The organism is Duganella sp. LjRoot269 (assembly GCF_964254095.1).
GTDB classification, from domain to species: Bacteria; Pseudomonadota; Gammaproteobacteria; order Burkholderiales; family Burkholderiaceae_D; genus Rugamonas; species Rugamonas hordei.
The window spans coordinates 7,030,431-7,054,588 of sequence record NZ_CAXUSL020000001.1 but is presented as its reverse complement, the minus strand read 5'-3'; the positions used below and the strand labels follow the sequence as shown (position 1 = coordinate 7,054,588).

Below are 24,158 nucleotides of genomic sequence, written 5' to 3'. Positions count from 1 at the left end.
AAAAGCAAGCCCACCACCGCAAGGTCGTGGGCTTTTTGCATTGGCGCACTGATTGCGAGGCTGCCATGACCGACATGACGCACCCGTCCAAGGAAACCGTCCGCGAGTACATGGAGCGTCGAACTCATGCGCCGCTGGACCCGCCACCAACGCCCGACGAGATCCGGCGGCAGCTTGGTTGGCACCTGATCCCCGAGAGCCGCAGGCCACTATGCAGACCATCCACCGACGCGACCTGATCATCAGGGCCGTGCGAAGTGGTGATCGCACGCGCATCGATCAGTTGGTTGAGCGGTTAGCCGATGCGGAACGCGCACTGCAGATCCTGCATGCGAAAGGCTACGGCGCGACAGGCATGACGGCCAGCGCCACGGCGGCGCAGGTCCCAGAGGCGGCACGCTGATGGCTCGCCTGCAGACACTCAAGACGCGCATCGGCTCTGCACCGGCCAGGCTGGCGACGATTCAGCCCGGCAGCTGGCGAACAGACAAGACCAGCAGCACCGCGCGCGGCTACGGCTACAAGTGGCAGCAGGCCCGCGCCGGCTACCTGGTGCTGCATCCGTTCTGCGCGTACTGCCTGCGCGAGGTGGGCATCAGCTACGACCAGGATGCGGTGACCATCGGGCTGCAGTGCACGCGCGCCGGCATCGGCCTGCCGTACGCCCAAGTGGTCGACCACGTGGAGCCGCACCGAGGCGACATGAAGCTGTTCTGGGACTCGACCAACTGGCAGTCGCTGTGCTCGACGCACCACAGTCGCGACAAGCAGCGCGAGGAGGCGGAGGGCTAGGGTAGTAGGCGCGCCGCTGGCACGCATCGTCACAGGCCCTCAGATCAGTCCGCACGAGTAGAAAAGTTATGGAGGCTAACCCTCCGTCCTGCTCGATTTTTCGACCGATCGAATCCGAAAGTGATATCGAAATGCAACATTGCACATATGCATCAATATGTAATATTGAAATGAAACGTTGCAATGATGCAAGGGTAGGGGGTGGTCGAAAGTCTGGCCGCCCCCTCCGTCTAGACCGCATGGTCTCTCATGTACAGATTATTTCCCCCGGTAGGAGGCGTGTTAAATGGAGTTAACCGGCAAGCGGAGGGCCTTCGCGGACGCCGTCCTTGCTGGTAAATCCAACAAAGACGCCGCCATAGCGGCAGGCTATAGCCCGAAAACGGCCGGTCCTGCCGGCTCGCGACTGGCGAAGGACCCGGCAATCGCCGCCTTCATCGCGAAGTACAAGAAGCCCGAGGCTGGGCCGCCGCCAGCGCCGCCGCTAGCGAAGCCAGCGCCGACTTTCGATGTCAACACAGCGATCATGTTCTCGGACCCGAAGCAGTTCCTGCTGGCGGCCATGAACGACCCGGCGGCGTCCGGCCCGCTGCGCGTCGATGCCGCCAAGGCGCTGATGCCCTTCATGCACAAGAAGATCGGCGAGGTCGGCAAGAAGGAGGAGGCCGCCAGCGCGGCCAAGAAGGCCGCGAACAAGTTCGCCGTGGGCGCGCCGCCTAAGCTGGTGGTCAACAACGGGAAGAAATAATGGAATGGTCGACCGCCTGCCCGGACTGGGAAGTCCGGCTGGTAGCGCGCGCCTCGATCATTCCAGCGCCGATCTATCCGGAGGAGGCCGCCCGCGCGCTGGCGATTTTCAAACAGCTGCGCATCGTCGACGCGCCGGGCAGCCCGACCTTTGGCGAGGCGTGTGACGCTTGGGTCTTCGATTTCGTGGCGGCGATCTTCGGATCGTACGACGCGGAAAACGGGCGGCGGCTGATCAAGGAAGCATTCCTCCTGATCCCGAAGAAGAACAGCAAGAGCACGATCGCCGCCGGGATCATGGTCACGGCGCTGATCCTGAACTGGCGGGAACTGGCCGAGCTGATCATCCTGGCGCCGACCATCGAGATCGCGAACAACGCCTTCGCGCCGGCGCGCGGCATGATCCGCGCCGACGAGGACCTGCAGGAGCTGCTCCAGGTGCAGGAGCACATCCGGACGATCACGCACCGCACCACCGGGGCCACGCTGAAGGTGGTGGCGGCCGACAACGACACCGTGGGCGGCAAGAAAGCCGCCTGGGTGCTGATCGATGAGGAGTGGATTTTCGGCAAGCGTGCCAACGCGGAGAACATGTTCCGCGAGGCGATCGGCGGCCTTGCGTCCCGGCCAGAGGGCATCGTCATCAAGCTGTCCACGCAGTCGGACGAGCCGCCGGCCGGCATCTTCAAGCAGGATCTGCAATACGCCCGCGACGTCCGGGACGGCAAGATCGTCGACAAGAATTTCTTGCCGGTGATCTACGAGTACCCGAAGGCCATGGTGCAAAGCAAGGCGTATCTGGACCAGCGCAATTTTCAGGTGGTCAACCCGAACCTGAACTACTCGGTCGACGTCGAGTTCCTGATGCGTGAGCTGTCGAAAGCGCGCCTGGCCGGCGAAGAGTCGCTCCGCGGCTTCTTGGCCAAGCACTTCAACATCGAGATCGGCCTGAACCTGCGGTCCGACCGCTGGGCCGGCGCGGATTTCTGGGAGGCGCAGGGTCGTGCTCTCACGCTCGAATCACTGCTCGATCGGTGTGAGGTCGCGGTGGTCGGGATCGATGGCGGCGGCCTGGACGACTTGTTGGGCCTGGCGGTAATCGGGCGTGAACGTGGTACGCGCCGCTGGCTGCTGTGGGCGCATGCCTGGGCGCACAAGATCGTGCTTACCCGCCGCACCGAGATTGCCTCAATGCTGCTCGGGTTCCAGTCTGATGGCGACCTGACGATCGTCGAGCGGCCTGGCGACGACGTGATCGAAGTTGCGGACTTGATCTGTAAGGTCAGGGATTCCGGCCTTCTGCCAGAGGAAAAGTCGATCGGCGTGGATGCAGCCGGCATCGGCGACATCGTCGATGAGCTGACGGCGCCTGAGCGCGGCTTCACCATGGAGCAGATCATCGGCGTTTCGCAAGGATGGCGCCTTGGTGGCGCGATCAAGACGACGGAGCGGAAAGTGGCCGGCGGCGAGATTGAGCACGGCGGGCGGCCGATGATGGCCTGGTGCGTGGGAAATGCAAAAGTCGAGCCGAAGGGCAATGCAATTCTGATCACCAAGCAAGCATCCGGATCGGCCAAGATTGACCCGCTCATGGCGTCATTCAATGCGGTGTCGCTGATGTCGTTGAATCCCGAGGCGCAAGCTTCCTCTGAACCTGGAATTATGATCCTATGAAACAAGCGAGCTGGTATAACGCGGAGCGGGTCAGCCAGCCGGGCAGCGTAATCCTGAACGAATGGCGCGCGGGCCGGATTCAGGCATCGAGCCAGACCACGCAGAACCTTACCATTCAGGAGCTGGCCAACCTGATCGGCGGCAATGTGCCCGGCGGCGGCCCGGCGATCAATGAGACAACCGCGATGCGCGTGAGCGCCGTGTATGCCTGCGTGGCACTGATTTGTGGCGCGATATCGACGCTGCCCATGCCGATCTATGCCCGTTCGGCGCTGGGCCGCGAGCTGGTGGACCATCCGTATTTCTGGTTGCTGAACGAATCGCCAAACGACGATATTTCCGCCGCGGTGTTCTGGGAATACCTGGTCAGTTCGCGCCTGTTCTACGGCGACTGCTTCGCAGAAATTATTCGCCCGTCGTTCCGTAGCTCAGGCGTGTCCGGTTTCCTTCCGCACCACCCCAACCGGGTGATGCCGTTCCGCGACATGGAGGGCCGGCTGTTCTACCGCGTGACGCCGCTGATCGGCGCCATGTACACGCTCAACCCCGCCGACATGATCCATGTTCCCAGCCTGGGTTTCGATGGCCTGCGCAGTCCGTCACCGATCACCTATGCGGCGCGCCAGGCGGTGGGCACTGCCTTGTCGGCCGACGAATACAACTCGCGCTTCTTCACCAACGGCGCCCGCCCCGACTTTGCGATCACCTCGGAGAAGAAGTTGGACCCCGAGCAGGCCGAGATGATCCGCGCCACCTGGGGCGAAGCGCACGGCGGCGTCATGCGCTCGCACAAGCCTGCCGTGCTGATGGGGGGGCTCGACATCAAGCAACTGAGCCTGTCAGCGGCCGACTCACAAATTCTGGCCACCAGCATGTTCCAGGTGGAGCAGATCTGCCGCGTGCTGGGCGTTCCGCCGCACATGGTCGGGCACACCGACAAGAACACCTCCTGGGGTGCCGGCGTGGAGAACATGGGCCGCGGCTTCGTGAAATTCACGCTCAAGCGCGACCTGGTCAAGTTCGAACAGGAATTTAATCGCAAGCTGTGGCCGTCCCGCGTGCGGCTGTTCGTGAAATTTGACCTGACCGACATCGAACGCGGTGACCTGAAGAGCGAAAACGAAGCCTTCCGGATCGCGCTGGGCCGGGCCGGTGAACCGGGCTGGACGACGCAGAACGAAGTACGCAAGGCCAAGCTGCTACCGCCAATCGATGGCGGCGACAAGCTCAACGACGGCGCCCGCGTCAGCGGCGTGCTGCCGCCCGCCGATGTTGCCGCAAACGAACCTGCATAAAGGACGATATGACCCAACTTATCAAGCTGCTGACCAGCAACCGGGGCCGATCCAAGGCGCCGCAGGCAATGGTGACCAACGGCGACGAGACCACCATCTACCTGTACGACGCCATCGTCAGTGACGACGCCACAGCCGAATGGTGGGGTGGCGTGTCGGCGCAGTCACTGGTGCCCCAGATTCGCGGCATCAAAGGCGGCACCATCAGCCTGCGCATCAACAGCCCTGGCGGTGATGTGTTCGCAGCGCAGGCCATTTGCCAGGCCATCCGCGATACCTCGGCCAAGGTTACGGCCTACATCGACGGCTTCGCGGCCAGCGCCGCCACCGTCGTGGCCACTGCCGCCGACGATATTCAGATCTCCGAAGGCGGCATGTACATGGTGCACTGCGGCTGGACCTTCGCAATGGGCAATTCCATCGAAATGCGCACCATTGCCGATCTGCTGGACAAGGTCGACGGCACCATTTGTGCGCAATACGCCCGCAAGACCGGGATGAGCGCGGAGCAGGTGCTGAAGATCATGCAGGCCGAGACCTGGTACACGGCGCAGGAAGCCGTGGATGCGGGTTTCATCAACAGCATCTCGGCCTCGCCCAAGGTCAAGGCCGGCTGGGACCTATCAGCCTACAAGAATGCACCGGCTCCGTCGGAGCCGGAAATCGACAACCGCGCGACCGATGACCATCGCGCTCGCCAGCAGCAGCGCTTATCCATGCTGTCGCGCATCCAGATTAGCTGACGCTCTCGCGCCACTAAGCAGCCGCCTCCGGGCGGTTTTTTTTCGCCCCAACCAGGCCGCGAGAGCGGACCACCACCGAAAGGCACCACATGAGCAAGCTTGCCCAACTGCGCGAACAGCGCAACATCGCCGCCAAAAAGGCCAACGAGATCAACAACAGCTTCCCAGCCGACCAGCGCATGCCGGCCGCCGACATCGAGCGCCTGGACGCGGTCTTGGCGCAGATCGAGGCCATCGACAACGAGATCGCCCGCGAAGATCGCATCGCCAAGCTGGCCACCGACAATCCGGCCGCGCAGCATGAGGCGCTGATGAATGCCGCCACCCGTGACCCATCCCGCCAGGGAGAGGAGGCACCGGCACTACGCGCCTTCCTGAGCGGCGGTCTGATGAATATGGCGGAGGCCGACCGCATGCGCATGCAGGCGCGTCAGAACCCCGACATCCGCAATGCCATGTCGACCACCACCACTACGGAAGGCGGCTACACCACGGCCACCGAATACCAGAAATCGCTGGAAGTGGCGATGAAGGCCTATGGCGGCATGCGTGCAGTCGCGTCCCAGATCCGCACCGCGACCGGCATCGACATGAATTTCCCGACCGCCGACGCGACCGCCGAGATCGGCGAGATCGTCGGCCAGAACTCGGCCGTCACCGGACTCGATACCGTCTTCGGTAACACCGCATTGAGCGTGTACAAGTACAGCTCAAAGAAGATCGCGTTGCCGTTCGAGCTGGTACAGGACTCGTTCATCGATATCGAGGCCTACATCCAGGGCGTGCTGGCCATGCGCCTGGGCCGCATCACCAACACCCACTACAGCAACGGCGATGGCTCCGGCAAGCCGTTCGGCATCGTGGCGCGCGCCGCCTCTGGCAAGGTGGGAACGACTGGCCAGACCGTCAGTGTTATCTACGACGACCTGGTCGATCTGGAGCACTCGGTCGATCCCGCCTATCGCGGCCAGCCTGGCGTCGGTTACATGATGCACGACTCGTCCGTCAAGGTGATCCGCAAGATCAAGGATACCCAAGGCCGCCCTCTGTTTGTTCCCGGTTACGAGGGTGATGCTCTGATCAACGGCGGCGCGCCAGACCGCCTGATGGGCCGGCCAATCTACATCAATCAAGACGTGCCGGTCATGGCAGCCAATGCCAAGTCGATTCTGTTCGGCCAAATGAGCAAGTACGTGATCCGCGACGTGATGGATCTGACCTTGTTCCGCATGACCGATTCGGCCTTCACCCTGTTGGGCCAGATCGGTTTCGTCGCGTTTATGCGCTCGGGCGGCAATCTGATCGATGCCGGTGGCGCCGTCAAGTACTACGCCAACAGCGCGACCTAAACCAGTTCGGGGCGGCTTGCCGCAGCCGGCCGCCCCAATACTACGAGGAAAACCCATGTCAAAGAAATCTTCCACCGCGCCCGGCGCGGAAGGCACCAATCCGGATGAGCAGGAGCAGGCCGTTACGGTACGCGCGCGCGTTCTGGTTTCGTGCGCATATGGAAATTGCAACGATGTCATTGATATCGACCAGGCGCTTGCTGAGACATTGGCCGGCCAACTCGATACCAATCCGGCAGCCGTCGAATACGCCGAATCCCTTGTGAAAGAATAACTATGACCATCCGCTTGCTTTGTGCATACGAGCGCTATCCGGCCAATGCCATCGTCACATTGGATGCGGGCACCGAGGCCGGACTGATCGCGGCCAAGCAGGCGCTTGCCGACACTACGGGCGGCACGCCGTTCGTTCCAGTACCTGGGCCACTCCAGTCGCGCACCGGATCCTTCCCTGTGGAATCCGGACGAGCGCGAACAATCCTGCTGCCTGAAGGCCAAGCGCTGAGCGTCACCGGCGCTACGGGTACGGTCGGCGCAATTTCCCACCTCGATGCGGCTGGATCCATCATTGGTACGCCGTGGACTGTCGGTGTCGGCGCGCTGCCGCAGATCGGTCCTTACGCTGGAACGCAGAAGATTCAGATCACCTGCACTGCAGGCAGTATTGATGCGACGGTGGGGGATGCGGTGCTGGGTGTGCCGCGCGCAGTCAGTTCGCTGTACAAGCGGCCAAGCACTAAGTTCACGCGTCAGATGGCATCCCGGCAGAAGGTCGTGGCCAATGGAACCGTGGGGTATAACTACCATAACAACATCGTGACGGAGTCGGAGATTACCTCCATCCGCCTAATCTTCAACAACATCTTTACATCGGCGCTGACCGGCGTTACTCATTCAGTAGCACCGACTGCGGATTTCTCCAATCCGATTGTTCCGACAGGTGCATGGATTGACGGAACGTTCAGCACCCTGGCCAGCGCGAGCGGCACGATTGCCGCCCGCCTCGGTGGTGCAGTCGAGCAGCCGTCGATGACCTATGGTGACCACATCGATATCGTATCGATCCCACCAACCGACGGGGGGCTGTTCAAGTACTGCCTTCGCCATTTTGTTCCGGCTTCGAACACGTTCACCAGCGAGGGTTTCTACCCGCTGAAGAACTTCTTCCACACGCCGAGTGCCGCAAATGCTGGTCGAATCTTCCAGACTTTCCGCCAGGACGTCGACGGGATCACCAACAAGGCGGCATTCACCAGCACCACGCCATTCGACAATCCTGGGCTTGTCATGGGCTGGGAGTGCCAGTTGGCGAACGGCAAGACGATCATCACTTGGGCCGTAAGCGCCGACTCGATCGGCGAAGGTGCGGTCAACGGCAACGGCGGCAACTTCGGCAATGGCTGGGCATGGCAGACCCTGAAGCTGTTCCGCGAGCGCCACCCCGACGTCCTGATAGAGCTTGCCAACTTCGGAATGTCAAGCCAGTCGACCAGCACTTATAACCCCGTAATAGTTGAGCGGCTTCCCCGCATTGAGCCAGACCTGTTGACCTATTCGCCATTCAGCGGAAATGATGGCACGCCATCTGCAGCAATCCTCAGTACGCAAGCGGGATTGGTGGTCACCCTGCAAACTGCTGCAAAACTTGCGAATACTGCGGTTATGTACGTGGGCGGCTGCCCAAATACCGCCAATGGATGGTCTGCTGCTGCAGATAAGTTCCGCCGCTATGCCAACCGCTTCTTCCGAGGCAACCATCGGATGGGCCTTGGCTACATCGACATGGAGCCAGACCTGTTCGATGGGGTAAGTGCATTCAAATCAGGGGTAAGTGATGATGGTGCGCACCCAACTGAACTTGCTGCCGGAGCTGTTGCTGTCAATCAGGCGTACCCGGCGCTTCGAAAAATGATATTTGGCTACTGACCATGACCCTCATCATCGAAACCGGCGCCACCAAGGCGCCGGCGCCACTTTAGGTAGTTGCCCGTTTCCTGCGCGCGATGAAGCCGACCAGGCCGAGGCCGGCGAGCAGCATGGCGTAGGTTTCTGGCTCGGGGACGGCATATTGCAAGTGCCATCGGGCCTGAAGGCTGCCATCCGTCGCACCGTCTTGTGTAAATATTTGGTCATCGTATTCAACGTCATCCGCGATGAACCTGCCACCTAAGGGTATAAAGGCGAAATATCTTCTAATCGTAGAGTTTTGTCCGGCAGCCGAAAAAATGAAATTATTTGCGTACCCGTCGAAGGACGCAACTGCGGAATCTGATGACCAAGTGTAATCCGCATTAAATTTGTATGCCTGGAGCGGTCCTGTCATTTCTACTCCATTTACAAAAACAGATATTCTCGAAAGATTCGAGACTATATTGCCATGCGCGCTTCCGTCAAACGAGCCAGTTATATTGGTTCCATCTTGAAATAAATAGGAAAAATCGAAGGCGACGGCGTGTGCTGCGGCGCTAGCTAGAAAAACGAAAGTTGCCACAAAGGAGCGGATGATGGTTTTCATTGGGGTCCTTGGCGATTGAAAGAAATTGAATTGTATACCTCATAGTAAAAAAATAATAATTCGAATTCAGACTCATTAATCCAGCCGATCGGATTTTTCTATACCCGAGGAAACTATGATCACCATCGAAACCGGCGCCGGCCTGGCGAATGCCGAGAGCTACATGTCGGTGGCCGAAAGGACTTCCGTATGACCAAAATCCGCACCGCGGCGCCGACTGTACTCGCGGTGACGCTCGATTCCGCCAAGCTGGCGCTGCGTATTGACGGCGATGATATGGATGCGCTGGTGACCATGTGGGTCAAGGGCATCGTCGCCGACCTGGAGCAGAGCGTCGGGCAGTGCATGATGGAGCAGACGTGGGAGGTCCATCTTCCTGGCTTCCCCGGCGTGCCGTGCTGGTCGATCGGTCAGCCGGTGCCGCGCCATCTGTCCAATGAGGTCCGTCTGCCGCATCCGGTGCTGAGCGTCACGTCGGTCAGCTACATCGACCAGGCCGGAACCACGCAGACTCTCGCGCCCGAAGCGTACCGGATCAACCGGACACGCTACGCCAGTACGCTGTCGCCTGCTCGCGGCACAAGCTGGCCAGCGACGGCCGAGGATGACGCGGCCGTCGTGGTGGTGATGCAGTGTGGCTACGGCAGCGACCCGGCGACCACCCCGGAAGAGGTGCAGCTCTACATCCTCGCCAAGCTGGCCGAACAGTTCGACCCGGCGGCGCGCATGGAGCGCGATACTGTCCAGTCCGCGTTCGTCAACGGTTTGCTGGACCGCTGCAGGAGCTACGGATGAGCCTCTCCCAGCGCCTGAACAAGCGCATCACACTGCAAACCATGTCGGACGGCCAGGACGCGGCTGGCCAGCCTGTGCTGATAGCCGTCGATGTCGCCACCGTCTGGGCCGAGGTCAAGGATGTGAGCGGCAAGCTGCTCATTGACGCTGACCAGAAAGAGCGCAGTACGCAGACCGAAATAGTGATCCGAGCACGCGTCGACCTGCCCGAGAACCTGCTGGTGAGCTACAAGGGGCACTCCTATCGCGTCGAGGCGGTGCTGGGCCAAGATAACCGCACGCAGAAGCTCGTTTGCATCAAGGTGGAATCGTGAGCTTCACGGTCGATCTGTCTGGCCTGGCCGCACTGGGCCAGAACATCCGCGACTTCGGTGAGGACGTCAAGGATCAGGTGGCCATGGCTGGCGCCGCGGCGGCCGCCAAGGTGGTGTACGACGAGGCGCGCATCCTTGCGCCGGAATCGGAAAAGGCGCACATCTTCTACGGCCGCAACTCGAAGCGCACCGGCGTGACCTACCTCTTCCAGCCCGGGAACCTGCGTGCTGCGATATACCGCGTTTACTCGCCGGAGAAGTCCGGGCCGAGCCGCAAGGAATACCGCATCAGTTGGAACCACATCAAAGCACCGTACGGCCATATGGTGGAGTTTGGCACATCCGATGCGCCGGCCCACCCGTTCCTCGGCCCGGCGCTGGCGGTAACGCCGCAGGCGTTCACTGCCGCCAAGGTCGAGATGGGCGCGAAGCTGATCACCCTGCAGAGGCGTCCATGAGCCTGGAGACGTTGTTGTTCGACAGCTTGAAGGGCCTGGTGGCCAACCGCGTCTATCCGGCTGTGGCGCCGGAGGGCGCTGGCGCCGCGCCGTACATCACTTGGCAGGCCGTCGGCGGCCAACCTGTGAACTTCATGGACGGTGGCCAGCCCAGCAAGAAGAACGCCCGCATTCAGATCAGTGTATGGGCGCCGACGATCATCTTGGCAATGCAGATCGCCCAGCAGGCGGAAACAGCGCTGCGCGCCGCCGCGGCGTTGAGCGTGACCGTTCAGAGCGGCCAGCTTTCCCGCTACGAAGACGCCACCAAGCGCCACGGAACATACCAGTTCTTCAGCTGCTGGGCGGATATCTCAGCATAAAACACCGGGGCCCGCGCAAGCGGGCCTTTTGCTTTCTGGCCCTTCACGGGTGCCATCAACCAGCCGCCTCGAGCGGCTATTTTTTCGCCCATCGAAAGGATCTATCTCATGGCTGTCTCACTCCCTAATGGCATCATCCTGGCGCTCGCTACAGCGTATGCCTCCGCGATCACCGTCACCGCCGCCAGCAACGCGGCCGAATGCGTGCTGACCGCCACCAACGCCCTCGCGCTCGGCGACATCGTCGAATACACCTCGGGCTGGTCGAACGCCAACCTGCGCCTGTTCCGCGTCAAGTCGCCCACCGGCACCAACCTGGTGCTGGAAGGCTTCGACACCACCAGCACCACGCTGTTCCCGGCCGGCAGCGGCGCCGGCTCGATCCGCAAGATCAACACCTGGACCCAAATCCAGCAGGTGATGGACCTGACCAGCTCCGGCGGCGATCCGCAGTACCAGACCTATTCTTTCCTCGAGGATAACTACGATCGCCAGATCCCCACCACCACCTCGGCGCAGTCGCTGGCGATCAACATCGCCGACGATCCGACGCTGCCAGGCTACGCCGCGATGAAGGCGGCCGCGCTGAGCCGCGTCGTCACCGGCCTGCGCGCAGCGCTGCCGCAGGGCGGCTTCCTGTTCTACAACGGCATCGTTGCCTTCGACGAGACGCCGACGATGTCCAAGGGCAACGTCATGCAGTGCAAGGGCGGTTTCGCCCTGCAGGGCAAACCGGTCCGCTACGCGACCTAAGCCCACCCCAGTGTCATGCCCGGGACGATCCGGGTTTCAACAGCCGGGATCGCTTCCCGGCTGTCTTTTTTCACCCACTTATATCGAGAAAACATCATGGCTATCAAATTGGGCAGCAACCCCAAGCACTTCACCAAGGAAGTCCCCATCATCAAGCTGGATGGTGCAACGGATATTCTCACCATCACCTACATCTACCGCACCCGCCGCGACTTCGCCAAGTTGCTGGACGAGCGTATGGCGGCGCAGACCATGGTCGATGCCGCGGCAGAAGTCACCGCCGCTGCTGACGCGGTGCCGAAAGGGCCAGTCAGCGTCGAGGTCGCATATCTGGAGAGCACCAAGCAAAGCGCTGAGAACGTACTGCAGATCGCCAGCGGCTGGGACTTGGTGGACGCATTCACGGCCGACAAGTTGCAGCAGCTGGAGGATGAATTCCCCGGCGCGCTCAACGACATCCAGATGGCCTATCAGAAGGCAGTTGCCGAGGTCCGCACAAAAAACTAGAAGCCGTCGCGACGGATTACTACACGCCCCCAGCATCAGCGGAATCGCTAGCGTCCTGGGGGCTTTTGCCATCCGATGTCGCGGCGGTGGAAGTCTTCGAAGAAAACTGGCCGGTGTGGGGCCTGTTTCGCTACATGGCCAGCCAGTGGCGCGTGGCGTTCGGTGGCGCCACCGGCTACGACTACAACGTCGCCCACCACAAGCTGGACCGGGAAAAGCTGGCCCCGGATGAATACGAGCGCCGCATGGACGACCTGATGGTCATGGAAGCTGCGGCACTCGCGGCGATGCGTAAGCAGCAACAGGAGAACTAAACATGTCTGATCAAATCGGTACCGCGTCAATCGGGCTGGCAGTAGATTCGAGCGGCGTCGATGCTGGTTTGAACCAGATGGAGGCGACCGTACAGCGCGCCGGCCGCAGTCTCAGCACCTTGGGCCGCACCGGCGCCGCCGCCATCGACGATATCGGCGCCGGCGCCGGCGCCGCGGCTGGCCGCGTTGACACGTCCACGCGCTCGATCCAAAACAGCATTCAGCGGGTTACAGCCGCTGCCGAAGCGGGCGAGCGCAACACGCGATCCTACTTCGAGGCACTGGCCAACCAGCGCGGCGCCAACGTCAACGCCCTGCGTCCCTACCTCGACCAGCTAGACCAGGTGCGCGCGCGGCAGGATGCCGCCGCACAGGCCGCGCTGCGCGGTGGGAGCGCTTTCCAGAGCAACGCGCAGTCCGCTGCTGCGCTGGCCGCTTCGTTGCGTCAGGTGCCGGCCCAGCTCACCGACATCGTCACGTCGATCCAGGGCGGGCAGCAGCCCCTGACCGTCCTCTTGCAGCAGGGCGGCCAGCTGCGCGACATGTTCGGCTCGGCCGGCGGCGCGGCCCGCGCGCTGGGTGGCTACCTGGTCAGCTTGGTCAGCCCGCTGACGGTTGCTGCGGCTGCTGTGGTGGTTCTGGGCGTGGCTTACAACCAGGGCAGCAAGGAGGCCGATGCCTATCGCAAGTCCATCATCCTGACCGGCAACGCCGCCGGGGTCACCACCAGCCAGCTTTCTAGCATGGCCAAGCAGGCGTCGGAGGTTGCCGGCACGCAGGGCGCCAATGCCGAAGCGCTGGCGCAGCTGGTGGGCACCGGCAAGGTCGGCGTCGAGCAGCTGCAGCGCGCCTCCATCACCGCCATCCAGTCGCAGAAGCTGCTCGGGATCGCCGTCGAGGACACGGTGAAGAACTTCGCCGACCTAGGCAAGGACCCGCTGCAGGCCACACTCAAGCTCAACGACCAGTACAACTACCTGACGCTGGCAACCTATAAGCAGATCAAAGCGCTGGAGCAGCAAGGCAATACGGCGACGGCCGCCAAGGTGGCGCAGGTCGCATATGCCGATGCGATGGATTCGAAGAACAAGCAGGTCGCCGATTCACTTGGGGGCTTGGAGAAAGCCTGGAACGCCACAGGCAGCGCCGCGAAGAGCGCATGGGACTTTATGCTCAACGTCGGCCGCGAGGACACGATCGACGAAAAGATCAAGAAAGCCCAAGATGCGCTGGCGAAGGCGCAGCTCGCCCGGTATTCGTTTGCCGGCGGAACGGCGGACGAAAAGGATTCCGATGTGGCGGAGCGCCAGCGGCAGGTTGACCGCTTGGAAAACATCAAGAAGGTCGGCGCCATGCAGGCGCAGTACGCTGCTGAAGACACGAAGAGCCGTGACGCCGCCATCCAGTTCGACCAGCAGAGCGAGAAGTACCTCACCCGTAAGCAGCAGCTGGAGCGGGACATCGCCGCTGCGCGGAACCTTGGGCAGCAGGCCGCACAGCGTGGAGAGGATCCGGCTGTAACCGAGCAGCGAATCCAGGACCGCATCAAGGCTATCCGGTCCACCTATGCCGATTACTTCAACCAGTCGATCGAAGGCCAGATCGCGGCCGTGCTGCGCCTTGGCGCTGTGCAGGAGGAGCAGGCGAAGCGCGAGCTCATCCCGATCCAGGCGAACAATGATGCTGGATTGAACAGGTCCCTGGACCAAAAGGCCGCCTACATCCAGGATGTGGCCGCCGCCGATGAAAAGCTCTTGGCAATTCAAAAGGCTACGTTGCAGCAAACATTAGCAGATACGGCAAAAGAGACGGTGAGCATTGATGGGCAGTTCGCCCAGCAGCAGAAACTTGCGGATCTGAAAGGTCAGATCGCGCTGAAGGATCAGCAGATAGCCACCCGCCGGAAGCAGACAGAGGCCGACCTGTTCGTATTGGATGTCAAGAATTACCGCGACATCGCGGAGTCCTACGCCGCGCTCTACGACACGCGGCTTGCTGACGTTGCGGCTATCGAGCAGCAAATTCAGGCGCAAAGTGACCAGAATGCTGCGATCGGCCTGACCGCCAAGCAGCTGGAGGTCCTCAATACCCGGCTGACCGAAGAAAAGGCTGTACGCCTCGAAAACAAGGCTGAAATCCTCGACACCATTGTCGGCCGCGAAGATGAGGCGGAGTCCCTGCGGAAAGCCGCCCAGCGCATGCGTGAGCTCAACCAGGCCCAGATCGAGGGGGGGCGCAAGGCCGCCGATGTCGAGGCCTACAATAAGTTCTGGGATTCGATCGACAGCGCCGCCCAGTCCGCCTTCGAGAATATCGACAAGGGTGGCAAGGCCGTCCGCGAGCGCATCACCGACAGCCTGAAGTCCGGGTTCGCCGATGCGCTGTACCAGCTGACGATCAAGCAGTTCATCATCAACGTCAAGGCGCAGGTCACCGCTGATTACCTCAGCAACGCTGCCGGCGCCGCCGCTGCCGTGGCGGGCAATGGCACTGCCGCTACCGCCGGCACCCCGGGCGTCATCGGCAACGTCGCCAACGCCCTGAACATCTACAAGCTGACCAGCGGCGCCGGCGCGTCCATTACCGCTGCCGGCAATCTATTTGGCTCGTCCGCTGTCTCAGCATTCGGCGCCGGCCTGTCGGGTGGTACGGCCACGGCGGAGGCGGCTGCGGCATACGCCGCGGCTGGCGAGACCGCAGTCGCGGGAGGGTTGACGGCAGGCGCGTCGGTGACCGCCGCGTTGGCAGCCATACCCGTTTGGGGCTGGGCCGCGCTTGGCGCCGCGGCTATCGCCAGCTACCTGGGTGTCTTCGATGGCAGCGGCCCTGAATCGAATACCAGCTTGACTTTCGGCTCGAACAACACAGCCGGCAACATCTCGATCAATCAGCGCGGCAACGAAGGTAAGAGCGATGCGTACATCGCTGGATCTGGCATGTCGGCCCTGGGCACCTTCGGAGTCACGCAGACCTTCTGGTCGAAGGCGGAATCCGACCAGGTACAGAGCTTCATCAAGACCGTCTCGCAGACCGACGACGCGCTGGCCAGTTTCCTGACCACCACCGAGAAGGCCGACGTCACCGGCGCGCTGACGTCCGTGAAGACGACTGTGCAGACCGGCGCCGAGGGCAGCGACCAAAATGCCAACGGTGCTCTGGACAAGGTGTTCAAAGACCGTATCGAGGCGATCCTTGGCGCGGTCGACCCCGGCCTCGACAAGCTGGTGGAAAGTTTCAATGGCACCAGCCAGGCGCTGGCCACCGAGGCCGAATCGATTTTGCAGTACCGCCAGGCGCTGGACCAGTCCGGCGAGTCGCTGTTCGGCGTCAAGGTCACGCTGCAGGACATCGCGGCGCTGCGCCAGCCCACCGAGCTGGCTTCGGCCGCGCTCAAGCGCGTCGCCGACGAGTTCACTGCTACCAACGCCGTAGCGTCGGTACTGGGAAAGACCGGCCTGCAAGCCTTCGGCGCCGTCGGGCTGGCCTCCGAGGAGACGCGCAAGAACCTGGTAACGCTGGTTGGCGGCTTGGATCAGCTGTCGAGCCAGACGGCGTCGTTCGCACAGAACTACCTCACCGATGCCGAGCGCCTGGCGCCGGTGAGCAAGGCGCTCGATGCCGCGCTGGCGTCGATGGGACTGAGCACGATCCCGCAGACGCGTGACCAGTTTAAGGCGCTGGTGCAGTCGCTGGACCTGACGACCGAGAACGGTCAAAAGACCTTCGCCGCGCTGCTCGACGTGCAGGATGCGTTCGCGCAGGTGCATCCGCAGATCGACGCCACCGCGCAGGCCGTTAGCAATCTCGCGGACCAGCAGAAGGAGCAGCGCTCGCTCGATATCCAGCGGATGGAGGCGCTTGGTAATGCAGAGGGCGCCCTAGCCGCGCAGCGTGCCGACGCGCTGGCCGCATTATTGTCCGATCAGGCACGTATAACGCAAGCACAGATCTACGCGACGCAGGACGCCAAGAAGGCCTACGACGCACTGGTATCGGTGGCCGACGATGCGCTAAGCGGCTTGACCAAGTCGATCGCCGCCGAGAAGGATCGGATCAATGCGGCCTACACCAGCCAGTCAGATGCGATCCGAAAGGCGACCCAGGCGTCGGTAGACAGCGCCCAGAAAAGCCTGCAGGCGGCGCAAACCCAGGTGCAGGCGCTGCAAACGGTATTCGGCGCGCTCGACTCCGCACTTGGCTCGACCAAGATCGAATCGGACGCCGCCACCCTTGGTCGCCGCCTGGCTGCGCAGACGGTGCTCGGCACCGCCGCCGCAAACCCGGGGAACCTAGCCGATAACAAGGCCCTCACGGAGGCGCTATCGACCATCACCAGTCAGTCCGATAGCCGCCTGTTCGGCACTTTCGAGGACTATGCGCGCGACCAGGCCAGGACGAACAATATCATCGCCTCACTAAAGGACACGGCCGGCGACCAGGTGGACTTCGCGGAGCTGAGCGCGAAGCGGCTGAGCGATGCGATCGACGCCATCCAGAAGAGCGGCGAAGACCAGCTGCAGCAGCTGCAGCAAGGTACGCAAGATCAACTCAATGTGCTGGACCAGACGCTGGCCGTGCAGACCACTCAGCTCGACGCCCTGAAGGGAATCGATAACTCGGTGAAGAGCGTGAGCGCCGCATTGGCATCATTCGGCGCCGCCGTTGGAAATCTCAAGGGTAATCCGACAGCCCAGGATAACGTCGAGACCCAGATCGAGAGCCTGTACACCACGTTGCTGGGCCGCCACAGCGACGCCGACGGTTTGAAGTTCTGGGAGAACGCGCTGTCCTCCGGCGTCAGCCTGGAGAGCATTCGCGCCGACTTCCTGAAGAGCAGCGAATACCAGGGATTGCACCCATTGGTCAGTGCACCGCCGCAAGCGCAAAGCAGCATGCCGATCCAGGCCGCTGGCGTTGATCAGGTCAGCGCGCTGATGGGGCGTATCTCCGACCCGGCGCAGAACAGCACAACGTTACTGCAGGAGATCCAGCGCCTGAACGGAATGATCGAAGCGCAGCAGGCCACGTTGAACAGCATCGCGTCCAGCTCCGACACCGCCGCCGCAGTGCTCGATGCGGCCCAGAAGGGTCAGCCCCTGAAGACGGTGGCCGTATGAGCAATAAGCTGAGCTTGCTCGTTCCGAGCGAAATCACGGATTCGGTGCTAACCAGCAGCACGATTGTAGAGAACGATTACACGGCGTATAGCGCTGCCACCACATATGCGCTGGCTGCGCGCTGCATCAAGAGCCACCGTATCTATGAAAGCCAGATCGCCGGGAATATCAACCACGATCCGGACGACCCGATTAACCAGTTCGGCACCATCGTCTACTGGCTCGATGTCGGCCCGACCAACCGGTGGGCGATGTTCGATAACGAGGTCAGCACGCAGAGTGCCGCGACCACCAGCATGACCGTCGTCATCAAACCAGGGAATTTCAACACGATATACCTCGGCGGCCTGGACGCGCTGCACTTGAGTATTTCGGTAAAAAATGCGCCAGGCGGCACCGTCATCTTCACCTATTCCGGCTCGCTGGAGTCCTCGAAGCCATCGGACTACTACCAGTGGGCATTCGACCCGTTCTCATTCCTGCGCAGCAAAATCGTATCGGAAATTCCCGCCTACAACTTGATGGAGCTAACCGTCACGATCAGCGGCGCGACCGGCTCGACCGTGAAGTGCGGCGTGCTGGCCGTGGGCCTCATCCAGCGCCTTGGCCGGACGCAGCAGGGCGCCGAAGCGAAGCCCAAGACCTATTCCTATGTGGCCACCGACAAGTATGGCAAGACCACCATCAAGAAGGGTAAGGCCGCCACGGACATGACCGCCAGCGCTGTGATCGATTCACGCGAGGCTCGGCAAGTACAAGAGGCACTGCAGGGGGCGATCGACACGCCCTGCATGGTGTCTTGCAGCGACAACCCGGATTACTCCGGCCTCAACATCTTCGGCCTTGTCAGCGGCAAGGTCACCTATAAAACCTCCGAAACCAGCGAAGTCTCGGTATCCGTGGAAGGACTCATTTAATGGCCATCATCACTCCTCCGACAATCGATCCGGCACCGTTGCCGGCTGCTCAGCGAGGCGACCCCGATACCTTCTCGGACCGGGTCGACAGTCTCGTCACCTGGTGGGAAACGTCGCCGGCGCAGATCGGCGCCGTGGCCGACAACGTCGCGCACAATGCAACGGAGGCCCTCAACAGTGCGACGGCTGCCGATGGTAGCGCCGCGGCCGCTGGCGCCGCAGCCGCCTCTGCAACCAACAGCAAGAACGCGGCCGCAACCAGCGAGGCCAACGCGCACGCCAGCGAACTGGCGTCGGCCGCGAGCGCCACCGCCGCCCAAGCTATTCAGCTGGTCGGAACGAGCAGTTCCTCGGTGCTCATCGGCACAGGCGCGAAGACGTACGTCACACAGGCTGGGAAGCAGTGGGTGGCAAATACGCCGATTCAGGCGACTGATAGCACCAATGCCGCCAATTTTGTCAATGGCACCGTGTCGAGCTACGGCGGAACCTCGCTGGTCATCAATTCCACGCTGACCGGCGGCTCTGGCACGCCGACCAGCTGGAACATTTCGGTAGTCGGCGCGCAGGGCGCACAGGGACCCGGCAATGCCGCCGGCAATGCCGCCGGCGCGATTAATGAGCTGAAGGGAACGGCGCCGGCGTCAAGCGCCACGCCGGACATCTGGGGCGCCGGTGGGAATTACGTGTCGATCACGTCGACGACGACCGTGACTGGCTTCCCCAACGCGCCACAGGCTGGCGCGCGCCGCACGCTCATTGCGCAAGCCGACTTCAGCATCACCAACAGCTCCAACCTGGTGGTACGTGGCGGCACGCGGGTTGTGCTGAGCGGCGACGAGGTCGAGATCGTGGCTGATACGATCTCGACCTTTCACGCCACCATCAAGCGCGGCAGCGGCCGTGCCGTATCGTCGCTGCTATTTACGCGCGCCGAATTGCTGCTGACATCCGGTACGTTCACCGCGAAAATAACTGGTCCTCATCGCGCCTACCTGCAGGGCCCGGGCGGCTCCGGTGGCATCGTCAGTGCCGCATCCGGCTCCGGGGTGACGGTGAGCGCCACCGGTGGCGCTGCAGGCGGCACGGCCATCAAGGATTTTGACGCAGTCGCCGGTGCGGCCTATACGTTCCTGGCTGGCGCCCCTGGTGCCGCGCCAACCGGCAATACTTCCAATGGGAATGCCGGCTCGACCTCGACATTTACGGGGGCTGGCGTGAGCCTTAGCTGCAACGGCGGCAATGGAGGTACGTATTCGCAGAGCACGACGTCGGTGCTGCTCGGCGCCACCGGCGGTACCGCAAGCGGGGGTGATTTCAATTACCAAGGCGGTGGATCCGGGAGTTGCGGAATCAACTCGCAAACTGGCACCGGCCCATCGAATACAAACGTCCAGGCGACGGGCGGCGGCAGCGTTTCATGGCAAAGCGTGATGTACAACAGCGGCAACGTCAGCATGACCGGCACGTTGACCAACCCGTCGCAGGCCGCTTCAGGCGGCGCTGGGGTTGGTGGAAATAGCGGCAACGTCACCCTGACCGCTGGCACCAGCGCGGTATCCGGTGGTGGCGGCTCCAGGACCGCGAGCCCATCGGTCACCGCTTCGACGACGACGACGGGCGCAAACGGCGCCGGCAGTCCTGGGTTGAATATCACCCCCATCAATCTTATCGGTGACGGCGCTGGTGCCTCCTCTGGAGCCGGTGGCGGTAGTGCTGGCTCAACCTCAAATGGCAACAACGCGGCCGGTAATCTGGCTGGAACCGGCGGGATTGCCTGCGCGTCTTCCGGAGCATCACTTGTCCCGGGGCTTCCGGGTTGGGGCGCCGGTTCCGGCGGCGCTGCGGCGTTTGGTGCCGCCACTGTGCCAGGGATGGCCGGCGGCATCTCCTTCGTGATCATTCTTTACTAAGGGATCAATTCCATGGACTACCCCGACCTCGACCCCGACGAACCGCGCCGCATAGAGCTGCTCGATGCAGGCGGAACTGTCTTCCGCACCATCTTGGCCTCGATCAATTTTTGCATCGACGTGCTGCCTACTTTGCCATCTGAAATCTACCCCGAGGGCAGCACTTGGCGCGTGGAAGCGCCGCCTGATGAGGCGGATGAATAGCCCGCAAGAACAACCACAGACCCGCGATGACGGGTTTTCTACATCACAACGAAAGGGCGCCATGCCAGAAGAACGCAATCTCACCGACAGTGATGTCCAGGCCATCGTGGACCAGATGGAAAAGCGCATGACCGAACGATTCTACGGTGACCTCGGTCGCGGCATCTGGGGTGTCGCCTGGAAGGCAATCATCATCGCATTGATCAGCATTGCGGCCTACGGGTCGCTGAAAGGTTTCAAATGAAAATCCCGAAATTCCTGCTCGGCGCGCCACGGCATCGCTCGCTGTTCCTGCTGGGCGGCGCCGTGTTGGCCACCGCGATTTCGCTGGCCTGCGATCCGGACGGTGGACTGTCCACGCTGCTGGGCGGCGTGGCGCTGATCCAGGCTGTATGGGCGGTGGCCGCATCGCACTGGGCCCGCAAGGCGCTGATGGACTACCCGGAGGCCGACATGCGCCGCCTGTTCCGGCGTGCTGGTGAGGATTCTACCGGCGCCGGGCTGGCGCTGATTGCCATCGCCATCGTCTTGGTCGGACTGCTGATGGTGTTCGCGCCGCGGGCACATGCAGGAGAGCTGCCGGCCGGGGCCGTCAAGTACCTGCCGGTGCTGAAGGCCGAGCAACAGCGGCTGTGGCCGGATCATCCGGATCCTGTTCTGCTGGCCAGCCTGGTCGAGCAGGAATCGTGCGCCAGCCTCAAGTCGCGCAGCTGTTGGAACCCGGCTGCCCGGTTGAAGTCGGCGCGGGAAGAGGGGGCCGGCATGGGGCAGATCACCCGGGCCTGGCGCGCCGACGGCTCGCTGCGGTTCGACTCGCTGGCCGGCCTACGCGCGCAGTACGGCGCCGAGCTGGCCGGCTGGACCTGGGATACCGCGTATAGCCGGCCGGACCTTCAGCTGCGCGCCATCGTCTTGATGAGTCGCGATGCCTACCGGCCATTCCGCACGGCGCCGGCGGCGCTAGCCTTCGGCGATGCAGCATACAACGGCGGCGCTGGCTGCGTGCAGCAGGAGCGCCGCGCATGTTCTCTCACGGCGGGCTGCGATGCGGGACAGTGGTTTGGCCATGTCGACCAGCACTGCCTCAAGTCGCGTCAGGCGCTGTACGGCGGCCGTTCAGCGTGCGACATCAACCGCGATCATGCCCGGAACGTCATCCAGGTTCGGCCGGCAAAGTACATGCGCGCGTGGGCGGCGCTGTGAGCCTCATACCCTGGTGGTGGAAGGCGCTGGCCGCTGCGGCTCTGCTGTGCGCGCTGGTGGTGGCGAAGGGCTCGTACGACGCCCACCTGATCGCGAAAGGCGACGCCGCCGGCGCCGCGCGCGTGAAAGCAGAGTGGGTGGCAGCAGAAGCCGGAATCAAGGCGGCGGCCGATCGTGAGGCTGGCGCCGAGACCAAGAAGGCGCATGCGGAGACCGCCGCGCTGCAGCTGAAATTTGACCAGTTGGCCGACCGCCAGCAGAAAGAACGGACTGATCATGAATTTGCGAAACGTATTGCTGTTGCTGCTGCTCTTGCCGGCGATGAGCGCCTGTCAATCGACACCACCGGCGGATCCGGCCGTGCGCTTCCTGAAGGCGGAGCGGCCGAAGGTGCCGCCGCTGGAGCCGACACTGCGCCAGCGGCGCGAGCCTACCTCCTGCCGCAAGCTGCTGCAGCTGTTCTCGACTTCGCAGGCGACTATGGACAGCTTGTGCGGGACTACAACTCCGTCCTCGACCGGTTCGACGCCGCCCGCGCCAGCTGCAATGCCGAGTAAGTAAGGCCGGAGCAAGCTAGCTCTGCCAAACCACGACCAGGTCTTTCGCATTGAAGACCTCGAATCGATCCTCGCCGTTCTCCGTCCAGGTGCAGTAGACGCCGTTCCGGACGCCCTCCCAGTCATGATGCTCGCCCAGCGCCTCGCCGGCAACCAGCATCGCCGGTCCTTCAGGCCGGCCGCGCTGCTGCACGATATCGCCGTTCTTCGGCAAATTCACTCCCATCCTCACCTCCATTAAAATCCCAAGTCCAATGTCCCGGCCGGCGCCGGCGCGGCCGTCTTCTTCGCGCGCGGCGGTACCGGATATTCCCACGACGTCATCAGCTCCACCGGGTAGGGCCGCAGGAAGCTGCGTGCCCGCTCCGGATCCGTGCATTCAAGCCAGTCGTCCCATTCCGCCTGAGGCACGATCACCAGCGCGCGCTTCTCGTCGCCCGGCTTGTGGAAGCGGCGCATCAGCGGGTGCTCGTCGGCGTTCATCGTCAACTGCGTGAACGACGCCTCTTTCCCCGCATCGCTTTCCCACTCCCGCCACAGGCCGGCCACCGCGAACATCGACTGGTCCGCCATCCCAATTCCCCACCGTACCGACTTGCCACTCTCGTAGCACGGCTCATAGAAGGCCGTCATCGGGACCAGGCACAGCTGCGTCCGCTTCCAGGCTCCGGAGAACGAGCGCAGCTGGCCGACGGTCTCGGCGCGCGCGTTCATGGTGTCGAACGGCCGCACCCCGGGAGGGATGTGCTTGCGCGGCACCATCCCGTAGCTGGCCAGCACTCCCTCGCGGCCGTCGGCGCCACGGCGAACGATCGGCGCGCTGTAGTCCTTCCAGGTCTCGGTCTTCCAGAAGCCGGTATCGTGCAGGTCGATGATGACGCCCATGACGGATTCGAGCATGTCCGGGTCTGGCGGGCGGAAGTTGACGCACATGGTAATCGTCCGAAGTAGTATGAATATACAATGATAGCGCTTTTCCAGTTCGGCGATTATACTGTATGCATGTACAGTAAAATAGTTCAATTTCGCCATCGCGGCGTACGCCGGCCGGACCGAGATATCACCAATGACACGGGGGTTTTTGGCTCCGTGACCCTGTTCCGCGTCGGCGGACACCTTCGCCTCGCGATCGAGGAGTGGGGCATTCACCGAGCAGGCGCCGAGCTTCTGCCTCATCTTTGGGACGCGGCATGCATGGGCTGGAACTCTGGCGGGATGGTTTGGCACGGCTATCAGCACGCGCGCCTGGGGGACAAGAAGGGGCAGCCTGTGTATTTTCAGGAGTGGACTATAGAGATCATCGATATGTATCCGCCGCAAGATCAGATCAAGTCGATCTTCCATGCGCGGAACTGCGAGCCGGCCGCCGCCGACCAGGTTCCGCCAGCACCCTGACGTCACATTGCCAATCCCTCCAATCTGGCGCTCCGGCTAATCCGGAGACGTCATTGCATTACAACGGTGAGATGCATTAAAGTAAACAAGAATATTTTATTGGCAATTTCTCATGCGTGTTATTGGCTTCCCATGAACTTTTATAAATCAAACACTTACGGATCGCTTATTCCATATTGAATAACCCATTCTGCTTAGTGTAACACCTTGAATACTAAGGTATTTTCTTACTAA

The 24,158-nt window shown here is 62.3% G+C and carries 26 protein-coding genes and 1 pseudogene; 24 read left to right on the top strand and 3 right to left on the bottom strand.

The window, feature by feature from the left end; all coding sequences use genetic code 11:
• The first annotated feature begins 211 nt into the window (after positions 1-211).
• From ACSQ3S_RS31515 to ACSQ3S_RS31475, 9 genes are all read left to right on the top strand, one after another.
• Positions 212-403, top strand: coding sequence for a hypothetical protein (locus tag ACSQ3S_RS31515; protein ID WP_436144845.1), 192 nt, complete (start codon positions 212-214; stop codon positions 401-403).
• Positions 403-792 carry an HNH endonuclease signature motif containing protein gene (locus tag ACSQ3S_RS31510; protein WP_436144844.1) on the top strand — a complete coding sequence of 130 codons (390 nt, stop codon included), beginning with the start codon at positions 403-405 and terminating at the stop codon, positions 790-792. Before ACSQ3S_RS31515 ends, ACSQ3S_RS31510 begins: the two co-directional genes overlap by 1 nt.
• Positions 793-1,078: 286 nt before the next feature.
• On the top strand, positions 1,079-1,540 hold the full coding sequence (locus ACSQ3S_RS31505) for a terminase small subunit (protein ID WP_436144843.1): 462 nt from the start codon (positions 1,079-1,081) through the stop codon (positions 1,538-1,540).
• Positions 1,540-3,213 (top strand): terminase large subunit, encoded by a 1,674-nt coding sequence (locus ACSQ3S_RS31500; RefSeq protein ID WP_436144842.1) that lies wholly within the window; start codon positions 1,540-1,542, stop codon positions 3,211-3,213. Before ACSQ3S_RS31505 ends, ACSQ3S_RS31500 begins: the two co-directional genes overlap by 1 nt.
• Positions 3,210-4,508 (top strand): phage portal protein, encoded by a 1,299-nt coding sequence (locus ACSQ3S_RS31495; RefSeq protein WP_436144841.1) that lies wholly within the window; start codon positions 3,210-3,212, stop codon positions 4,506-4,508. Before ACSQ3S_RS31500 ends, ACSQ3S_RS31495 begins: the two co-directional genes overlap by 4 nt.
• Positions 4,509-4,516: 8 nt before the next feature.
• A complete protein-coding gene (locus ACSQ3S_RS31490) occupies positions 4,517-5,251 on the top strand; it encodes a head maturation protease, ClpP-related (RefSeq protein ID WP_436144840.1) in 735 nt (244 codons plus the stop codon).
• An 89-nt stretch (positions 5,252-5,340) separates the two neighbouring features.
• Entirely contained in the window at positions 5,341-6,600 is a 1,260-nt protein-coding gene (locus tag ACSQ3S_RS31485; RefSeq protein ID WP_436144839.1) for a phage major capsid protein, read from the top strand.
• A gap of 55 nt (positions 6,601-6,655) precedes the next feature.
• Positions 6,656-6,874, top strand: coding sequence for a hypothetical protein (locus tag ACSQ3S_RS31480; protein ID WP_436144838.1), 219 nt, complete (start codon positions 6,656-6,658; stop codon positions 6,872-6,874).
• A 2-nt stretch (positions 6,875-6,876) separates the two neighbouring features.
• Positions 6,877-8,526, top strand: coding sequence for a hypothetical protein (locus ACSQ3S_RS31475; RefSeq protein WP_436144837.1), 1,650 nt, complete (start codon positions 6,877-6,879; stop codon positions 8,524-8,526).
• A gap of 49 nt (positions 8,527-8,575) precedes the next feature.
• Here the strand turns inward: ACSQ3S_RS31475 and ACSQ3S_RS31470 are convergent.
• A pseudogene (locus ACSQ3S_RS31470) lies at positions 8,576-8,665 on the bottom strand (PEP-CTERM sorting domain-containing protein); the annotation flags it as partial.
• A 639-nt stretch (positions 8,666-9,304) separates the two neighbouring features.
• Here ACSQ3S_RS31470 and ACSQ3S_RS31465 point away from each other — a divergent pair.
• From ACSQ3S_RS31465 to ACSQ3S_RS31400, 14 genes are all read left to right on the top strand, one after another.
• Positions 9,305-9,910 carry a head-tail connector protein gene (locus ACSQ3S_RS31465; protein WP_436144836.1) on the top strand — a complete coding sequence of 202 codons (606 nt, stop codon included), beginning with the start codon at positions 9,305-9,307 and terminating at the stop codon, positions 9,908-9,910.
• Entirely contained in the window at positions 9,907-10,224 is a 318-nt protein-coding gene (locus ACSQ3S_RS31460) for a phage head closure protein (RefSeq protein ID WP_436144835.1), read from the top strand. Before ACSQ3S_RS31465 ends, ACSQ3S_RS31460 begins: the two co-directional genes overlap by 4 nt.
• Positions 10,221-10,682, top strand: coding sequence for an HK97-gp10 family putative phage morphogenesis protein (locus ACSQ3S_RS31455; RefSeq protein WP_436144834.1), 462 nt, complete (start codon positions 10,221-10,223; stop codon positions 10,680-10,682). The genes ACSQ3S_RS31460 and ACSQ3S_RS31455 overlap by 4 nt, the downstream gene beginning before the upstream one ends.
• Positions 10,679-11,044 (top strand): tail completion protein gp17, encoded by a 366-nt coding sequence (gene gp17, locus ACSQ3S_RS31450; RefSeq protein WP_436144833.1) that lies wholly within the window; start codon positions 10,679-10,681, stop codon positions 11,042-11,044. The genes ACSQ3S_RS31455 and gp17 overlap by 4 nt, the downstream gene beginning before the upstream one ends.
• Before the next feature lie 108 nt (positions 11,045-11,152).
• On the top strand, positions 11,153-11,797 hold the full coding sequence (locus ACSQ3S_RS31445; protein WP_436144832.1) for a phage tail protein: 645 nt from the start codon (positions 11,153-11,155) through the stop codon (positions 11,795-11,797).
• 96 nt (positions 11,798-11,893) lie between these two features.
• Positions 11,894-12,304: a phage tail assembly chaperone gene (locus ACSQ3S_RS31440; RefSeq protein WP_436144831.1), complete on the top strand. Its 411-nt coding sequence runs from the start codon at positions 11,894-11,896 to the stop codon at positions 12,302-12,304.
• A 65-nt stretch (positions 12,305-12,369) separates the two neighbouring features.
• Positions 12,370-12,618: a DUF1799 domain-containing protein gene (locus tag ACSQ3S_RS31435; RefSeq protein WP_436144830.1), complete on the top strand. Its 249-nt coding sequence runs from the start codon at positions 12,370-12,372 to the stop codon at positions 12,616-12,618.
• Between the two features lie 2 nt (positions 12,619-12,620).
• Positions 12,621-17,735, top strand: coding sequence for a phage tail length tape measure family protein (locus ACSQ3S_RS31430; protein ID WP_436144829.1), 5,115 nt, complete (start codon positions 12,621-12,623; stop codon positions 17,733-17,735).
• The gene (locus ACSQ3S_RS31425) at positions 17,732-18,652 is read left to right on the top strand and encodes a hypothetical protein (protein WP_436144828.1); all 921 of its coding nucleotides are present in this window, start codon (positions 17,732-17,734) and stop codon (positions 18,650-18,652) included. The genes ACSQ3S_RS31430 and ACSQ3S_RS31425 overlap by 4 nt, the downstream gene beginning before the upstream one ends.
• Positions 18,652-20,565 carry a hypothetical protein gene (locus ACSQ3S_RS31420; RefSeq protein WP_436144827.1) on the top strand — a complete coding sequence of 638 codons (1,914 nt, stop codon included), beginning with the start codon at positions 18,652-18,654 and terminating at the stop codon, positions 20,563-20,565. Before ACSQ3S_RS31425 ends, ACSQ3S_RS31420 begins: the two co-directional genes overlap by 1 nt.
• Positions 20,566-20,577: 12 nt before the next feature.
• Positions 20,578-20,769: a hypothetical protein gene (locus tag ACSQ3S_RS31415; RefSeq protein WP_436144826.1), complete on the top strand. Its 192-nt coding sequence runs from the start codon at positions 20,578-20,580 to the stop codon at positions 20,767-20,769.
• On the top strand, positions 20,762-21,013 hold the full coding sequence (locus ACSQ3S_RS31410; RefSeq protein WP_436144825.1) for a hypothetical protein: 252 nt from the start codon (positions 20,762-20,764) through the stop codon (positions 21,011-21,013). The genes ACSQ3S_RS31415 and ACSQ3S_RS31410 overlap by 8 nt, the downstream gene beginning before the upstream one ends.
• Positions 21,010-21,972 carry a hypothetical protein gene (locus ACSQ3S_RS31405; RefSeq protein ID WP_436144824.1) on the top strand — a complete coding sequence of 321 codons (963 nt, stop codon included), beginning with the start codon at positions 21,010-21,012 and terminating at the stop codon, positions 21,970-21,972. The genes ACSQ3S_RS31410 and ACSQ3S_RS31405 overlap by 4 nt, the downstream gene beginning before the upstream one ends.
• Positions 21,969-22,529, top strand: a complete 561-nt coding sequence (locus ACSQ3S_RS31400) for a hypothetical protein (RefSeq protein ID WP_436144823.1) — start codon at positions 21,969-21,971, stop codon at positions 22,527-22,529. The genes ACSQ3S_RS31405 and ACSQ3S_RS31400 overlap by 4 nt, the downstream gene beginning before the upstream one ends.
• Positions 22,530-22,545: 16 nt before the next feature.
• Here the strand turns inward: ACSQ3S_RS31400 and ACSQ3S_RS31395 are convergent, their stop codons facing one another.
• Both ACSQ3S_RS31395 and ACSQ3S_RS31390 read right to left on the bottom strand, forming a co-directional pair.
• Positions 22,546-22,755: a hypothetical protein gene (locus tag ACSQ3S_RS31395; protein WP_436144822.1), complete on the bottom strand. Its 210-nt coding sequence runs from the start codon at positions 22,753-22,755 to the stop codon at positions 22,546-22,548.
• Between the two features lie 11 nt (positions 22,756-22,766).
• Positions 22,767-23,429 carry an SOS response-associated peptidase gene (locus ACSQ3S_RS31390; RefSeq protein WP_436144821.1) on the bottom strand — a complete coding sequence of 221 codons (663 nt, stop codon included), beginning with the start codon at positions 23,427-23,429 and terminating at the stop codon, positions 22,767-22,769.
• Positions 23,430-23,492: 63 nt separating this feature from the next.
• On the opposite strand from ACSQ3S_RS31390, the gene ACSQ3S_RS31385 reads away from it, so the two are divergent.
• Positions 23,493-23,924, top strand: coding sequence for a hypothetical protein (locus tag ACSQ3S_RS31385; protein ID WP_436144820.1), 432 nt, complete (start codon positions 23,493-23,495; stop codon positions 23,922-23,924).
• The last annotated feature ends 234 nt before the right edge of the window (positions 23,925-24,158 follow it).